At 73.7% G+C, this 5,513-nt stretch carries 3 protein-coding genes and 1 pseudogene; 1 reads left to right on the top strand and 3 read right to left on the bottom strand.

Annotated elements, in window-relative coordinates; genetic code table 11:
* From LCD35_RS29330 to LCD35_RS29320, 3 genes and pseudogenes are all read right to left on the bottom strand, one after another.
* A pseudogene (locus LCD35_RS29330) lies at positions 1-450 on the bottom strand (hypothetical protein); the annotation flags it as partial.
* 72 nt (positions 451-522) lie between these two features.
* Positions 523-2,898: an excinuclease ABC subunit UvrA gene (locus LCD35_RS29325; protein WP_225045294.1), complete on the bottom strand. Its 2,376-nt coding sequence runs from the start codon at positions 2,896-2,898 to the stop codon at positions 523-525.
* 145 nt (positions 2,899-3,043) lie between these two features.
* Positions 3,044-4,081, bottom strand: a complete 1,038-nt coding sequence (locus LCD35_RS29320; protein WP_225045293.1) for a LacI family DNA-binding transcriptional regulator — start codon at positions 4,079-4,081, stop codon at positions 3,044-3,046.
* Between the two features lie 209 nt (positions 4,082-4,290).
* Here LCD35_RS29320 and LCD35_RS29315 point away from each other — a divergent pair.
* The coding region (locus LCD35_RS29315) for an MFS transporter (RefSeq protein ID WP_225045292.1) at positions 4,291-5,513 on the top strand (1,223 nt) is incomplete at its 3' end.

Here is a 5,513-nt window from a genome sequence, read left to right as displayed (position 1 = left end):
GGGCTTCCGGGCTTCCGGGCTTCCGGGCTTCCGGGCTTCCGGGCTTCCGGGCTTCCGGGCTTCCGGGCTTCCGGGCTTCGCCAGCGTTTTATTGTATCCCATGCCGTGCGGTACGACTAAGAGCGGAGCGGTCACTTCGTGCAGCGGACCGCCGTAGCTGGCGGATACCGCGAGGTCGAACTCCTGGGACATCGCTTCGGCCCAGGGGAGGGGGATGATGTCGTGCGCTGCGAGGAACTCCGTGGTCCCCGTGGTGAAAGCACTCGACCCGATGCAGGTGAACGCGGTCTGGATTCGGTGGTCCGCGGCCCAGAACGGGAGGATGTCGAGCAGCCGGGTAGCCGCGGTCACGTTGTGCACGATCGCCAGCACTGAGCGTTCCACTCGAACCGTGCGCCACGAGCGGCCGGCGGAACCGGCCAGCAACTCACTCCACCGCAGCACGCCCACGGCCCGAATGCTACCGAAGCGCCTCATCCGGACGAACGAGGTGAACGTCCGGCCGGCTGAGCGGTTCCCGCCTCAGGCCCCGACGTAGTCCGCCAGGTGCTGGGCGGTGCGGGTGCTGCGGGCCGCGACCAGGTCGGCCGGGGTGCCTTCGAAGACGACGCGGCCGCCGTCGTGGGCCGCGCCCGGGCCGAGGTCGATGATCCAATCGGCGTGCGCCATCACCGCTTGGTGGTGCTCGACGACGATCACCGACTTGCCGGAGTCCACCAGCCGGTCCAGCAACCCGAGCAGCTGCGCCACGTCCGCCAGGTGCAGGCCGGCGGTCGGTTCGTCGAGGACGTAGACGCCTCCCTGCTCCGCCAGGCGGGTGGCCAGCTTCAGCCGCTGCCGCTCGCCACCGGACAGCGTGGTCAGCGGCTGGCCGAGGGTGAGGTAGCCGAGTCCCACGTCCGCGAGCCGGCGCAGCACCCGGTGCGCGGCGGGGGTCTTCGCCTCGCCGTCGCCGAAGAACTCCTCCGCCCGCGCCACCGACATCGCCAGCACCTGGCTGATGTCCCGGCCGCCGAGCCGGTGCTCCAGCACCGCCGGCTGGAACCGCTCGCCCTCGCACTCCTCGCACGTGGTGGCGACCCCGGCCATCATCGCCAGGTCCGTGTAGACCACCCCGGCACCGCCGCAGCCGGGGCAGGCACCCTCGGAGTTCGCGCTGAACAGCGCCGGTTTCACGCCGTTGGCCTTCGCGAAGGCCTTGCGGATCGGGTCGAGCAGCCCGGTGTAGGTGGCGGGGTTGCTGCGCCGCGAACCGCGGATCGGGGACTGGTCCACGGAGACCACCCCGGCGTCCTTCGGCAGCGAACCGTGCACCAGGGAGCTCTTGCCGGACCCGGCGACGCCGGTGACGGCGACCAGCACGCCGAGCGGGATGTCCACGTCCACGTCCCGCAGGTTGTGCGCGCGGGCGCCGCGCACCTCGATCGTCCCGGACGGCTCCCGGACCGAGGTCTTCAGCGCGGCCCGGTCGTCGAGGTGCCTGCCGGTGGTGGTGCCCGCCGCCCGCAACCCCGCCACGTCACCTTCGAAGCACACCTCGCCGCCGTCCGTCCCGGCGCCCGGCCCGAGGTCCACGACGTGGTCGGCGATGGCGATCGTCTCCGGCTCGTGCTCCACCACCAGCACCGTGTTCCCCTTGTCCCGCAAGCGGAGCAGCAGGTCGTTCATCCGCCGGACGTCGTGCGGGTGCAGGCCGGTGGTGGGCTCGTCGAAGACGTAGGTGACGTCGGTCAGCGAGGAACCGAGGTGCCGCACCATCTTCACCCGCTGCGCCTCGCCGCCGGACAGGGTGCCCGCGGGCCGGTCCAGCGACAGGTAGCCGAGCCCGATCTCCACGAAGGACTCCAGCGTCCCGCGCAGCGAGGTGAGCAGCGGCGCCACCGACGGCTCGTCCAAGCCGCCGATCCACCCGGCGAGGTCGCTGATCTGCATCGCGCACGCGTCCGCGATGCTCACCCCGCCGATCTTCGAGGAGCGGGCCGCCGCGGTGAGCCGGGTGCCGTCGCAGTCCGGGCAGGTCGCGAACGTGACCGCGCGCTCCACGAACGCCCGGATGTGCGGCTGCATCGACTCGACGTCCTTGGCCAGGAACGACTTGCGGATCTTCGGGAGCAGGCCCTCGTAGGTGAGGTTGACGCCCTCCACCTTCACCTTCGTCGGCTCGCGGTGCAGGAAGTCGCGCATCTCCCGCTCGGTGAAGTCGCGGATCGGCTTGTGCGGGTCCAGGAATCCGGATTCGGCGTAGACGCGGACCGTCCAGAAGTTGTCCGACTTCCAGCCGGGGATGGTGAACGCGCCCTCGGACAGCGACTTGGAGTCGTCGTAGAGCTCGGTGAGGTCGATGTCGGAGATGCTGCCGCGGCCCTCGCAACGCGGGCACATGCCGCCGGTGACGCTGAACTCGCGGCGTTCCTTCACGGTCCGCCCGCCGCGTTCCGTCGTCACCGCGCCCGCCCCGCTGAGCGAGGCCACGTTGAACGAGAACGCCTGCTGCGAACCGAGGTGCGGCGTCCCGAGCCTGCTGAACAGGATGCGCAGCATCGCCCCGGTGTCGGTGGCGGTGCCCACCGTGGAGCGCGGGTCGGACCCCATCCGCTGCTGGTCCACGATGATCGCGGTGGTCAGCCCGTCGAGCACGTCCACCTCGGGCCGCGCCAGGGTCGGCATGAAGCCCTGCACGAACGCGCTGTAGGTCTCGTTGATCATCCGCTGCGACTCGGCGGCGATGGTGCCGAACACCAGCGAGCTCTTGCCGGAACCGGACACGCCGGTGAACGCCGTCAGCCGCCGCTTGGGGAGCTCGACGCTGACGTCCCGCAGGTTGTTCACCCGCGCGCCGTGCACCCGGATCAGGTCATGGCCGTCGGCGGCGTGGCGCGCCCGCTGGTCGTTGCTCATCGTCGTCTCCCGGTGCCTGGCGGTGGATCGGTGGCCGGCCGTGCGGTCGGGTGGTGACCCCGCCGCGCGCCCGATCCCGCACCGATCCGCGTTCCGCGACCCCCGCGCGCACTCCGGCGGACCGTGCGGGAGGCAGCCTAGGCGCTCACCCCGACGGCGCGAGCGGTCCAGCCGCCGGCGGTGCCGCCGTGCTGCCGCGCACGGCGAGCGCGGGGGTGAGCAACCGGTCGGACGGGGTGGTGCGCTGCCCGTCGAGCCGCTCCGCGCAGGCCTCGACGGCGAGGTCGGCCATCGTCGCGGTGTCCTGCCGCACGGTCGTGAGGTCCACGTACGGCAGTCCCGCGACCCGGCTGTCGTCGTAGCCGACCACCGAGAGGTCCCGCGGCACGCGGAACCCGCCGCGCAGCGCGGTGCCGACGAACCCCGCGGCGCACAGGTCGTTGCCCGCCAGCACGGCGGTGGGCGGCCGCGGATCCGCGAGCAGCCGCCGCGCCGCGTCCGCGCCGGACTCCTCGGTGTAGTCGCCGGGCAGCACCCGCACGTGCGCGGCAAGCCCGTGCGCGCGCATCGCCGCCCGGTAGCCGTCGCGGCGCGCGGCGGCGCCGGGCAGCGTGCCGCCGTCGACGTGCGCGATGTCGCGGTGGCCGAGCCCGGCGAGGTGGTCCACGGCCAGCCGGGCTCCGGCGTCGTCGTCGGTGCGCACGCTGTCGATGCCGTCCGCGCCGGTGCGCTGGCCGATCTCGACGACGGGCACCCGCTCGGCGACCTTCGCCAGGTGCGCCGGGGCCTCCACGGCGAGCCCGATGAGGACCAGCGCCTCGCAGCGCAGCCCGAGCAGTTCGTCGACGGTGCGTCGCACGGTGCGGCTGGGCAGGATCGCGCTGAGCACCACGCCGTAGTCGAGCCGGGCCGCGGCGGTGTAGAGCGCTTCGACCACGTGCGGGTCCAGCGCGTGCCCGAGGGTGAACAGCACGCCGAGCTGCCTGCTGCGGGCGCGGCGCAGCAGCTGCGCGGCGAGGTCGGCGTGGTAGCCGAGGTCTTCGGCGATGCGCAGCACGTGGTCGCGGGTGCCCGCGTTCGGGCCGGGCTTGTCGCCGAGCACCAGGGACACGGTCTGCCGGGAGACCCCGGCCGCGGCGGCGACGTCGGCCATGGTGGTGCGCCTGCCAGCGGATTCCCGCATCCCGTCCCTCCGCGCCGTCGCCTCCGGGTGGTCGGCATGGTAGCCGGTGCCCGGTCGCGGGTGAGATCACAGCGGCGCGGCTTGAAACGGGGCCGCGGCGGCTGCGACCCTGCTTTGGCACGTGCCAAACGATCGGCCGCGTGCCCTCGCGGCGAGTCCGGTGTCGTGCCGCCGACGATCCTCCGACCCCTGGTGAAAGGTCCGGCCCGATGGTTCTGGCGTTGCTGGCGCTCGCCCTGGGGGCGTTCGCGATCGGCACCACCGAATTCGTGATCATGGGGCTGCTCCCGCAGGTCGCGGGCGGTCTCGACATCTCCATCGCCTCCGCCGGGCACCTGGTGTCCGCGTACGCGCTGGGCGTGGTGATCGGCGCGCCGCTGCTGACCGCGCTGGGCACCCGGCTGCGGCGCAGGAACGCGCTGCTGGCGTTCCTCGGGGTGTTCGTGCTCGGCAACCTCGCGACCGCGCTCGCCCCCGGCTACGGGGCGGTGTTCGCGGCCCGGCTGCTGGCGGGGCTGCCGCACGGCGCGGTGCTCGGCGTCAGCACCCTCGTCGCCGCGCACCTGGTGGGACCCGTGCGGCAGGCCACCGCGGTCGCCCGGGTGCTGCTCGGGCTCACCGTCGCCAACATCGTCGGGGTGCCCGCGGGCACCTACCTGGGCCAGGTGTTCGGGTGGCGGGCCGCGTTCCTCGTGGTCGCCGTGCTCGGCGCGGTCGCCGTCGCCGGGGTCGCCGCGTTCGTGCCGCACGTGCCGGTCGCCGCGGGCGGTGGGCTGGGCCGCGAGCTGCGGGCGCTGGGCCGTCGGCAGGTGTGGCTCGGCCTGGTCACCGCCGTGTTCGGCTTCGCGGGCGTGTTCGCCGTCTACAGCTACATCTCGCCGATGATGACCGAGCTCGCCGGGCTGCCCGCGGCGGCCGTGCCGGTGGTGCTGGCGCTGTTCGGCGTCGGCATGACCGCCGGATCGCTGGTGGTCGGGCCGCTGGGGGACCGGGCGCTGCGCCCGACGATCTACGGGGCGCTGGCCGCGCTGGCGGTGGTGCTGGTCGTGTTCGCCTGGGCGGTGCACACCCCGTGGGCCGCGGTGCTGCTGACGGTGCTGCTCGGCGCGGTCGGGTTCGGGGTCACCGCACCGCTGCAGGTGCTGATCATGAAGAAGGCCGGGGACGCGCCGACGATGGCGGCCGCCTCGAACCACTCGGCGTTCAACCTGGCCAACGCGGGCGGGGCGTGGCTCGGCGGGGTCGGGATCAGCGCCGGGTTCGGCTACGCGTCCCCGGCGATCATCGGCGCCGTGCTCACCGTCGTCGGGCTCGGGCTGGCGCTGCTCGCCGGACGCCTGGACCGCGGCGACGGGGCGGGACCGGAGGTCGTCGCGGTCGGCGGCCGGGCCTGCGCGGCCGCGCTGCGCGCCGCCGGCGCCTGCGCGGCCCT

Origin of the sequence: Saccharopolyspora sp. 6V, from assembly GCF_020176785.1 — a bacterium.
Classification (GTDB): Bacteria; Actinomycetota; Actinomycetes; order Mycobacteriales; family Pseudonocardiaceae; genus Saccharopolyspora_C; species Saccharopolyspora_C gregorii.
This window is presented reverse-complemented; position numbering and strand designations above follow the sequence as displayed.